This is a genomic window from Streptomyces sp. 8P21H-1 (genome assembly GCF_013302945.1).
This window is the reverse complement of record NZ_JABTYA010000006.1, coordinates 1-320: the sequence shown is the minus strand read 5'-3', so window position 1 is coordinate 320 and position 320 is coordinate 1. Positions and strand designations below refer to the sequence as shown.

General features: G+C 71.2%; 1 pseudogene. It reads left to right on the top strand.

From position 1 onward, the window contains the following. Positions 1-320 (top strand): annotated as a pseudogene (locus tag HO151_RS00160) (modular polyketide synthase); the annotation flags it as partial.

Genomic DNA, 320 nt, shown 5'->3' with positions numbered 1-320 from the left:
TCCCACACCCCCGCTCCACGGTCCGAGGGTCCCTTCCCCGTACTGATCTCCGGAGCCGACGCCCAGGGCACCCGCGCCCAGGCACGGCAGTTGGCCGACTTCCTGCAACACCGACCGGACATCGATGTGGGCCGGCTGGCCGGACTCCTGGCTCGCACACGTGCCGGACTGCCGGACCGTGCGGTGGTGGTCGCCCAGGACCGGACCGAGATGCTGGCCGGACTGGACGCCGTAGCCGAAGGCAGCGCAAGCAGCCGAGCAGACGTCCAGGGGCGTGTGGCGTTCGTCTTCCCCGGCCAGGGCACCCACTGGACAGGCAT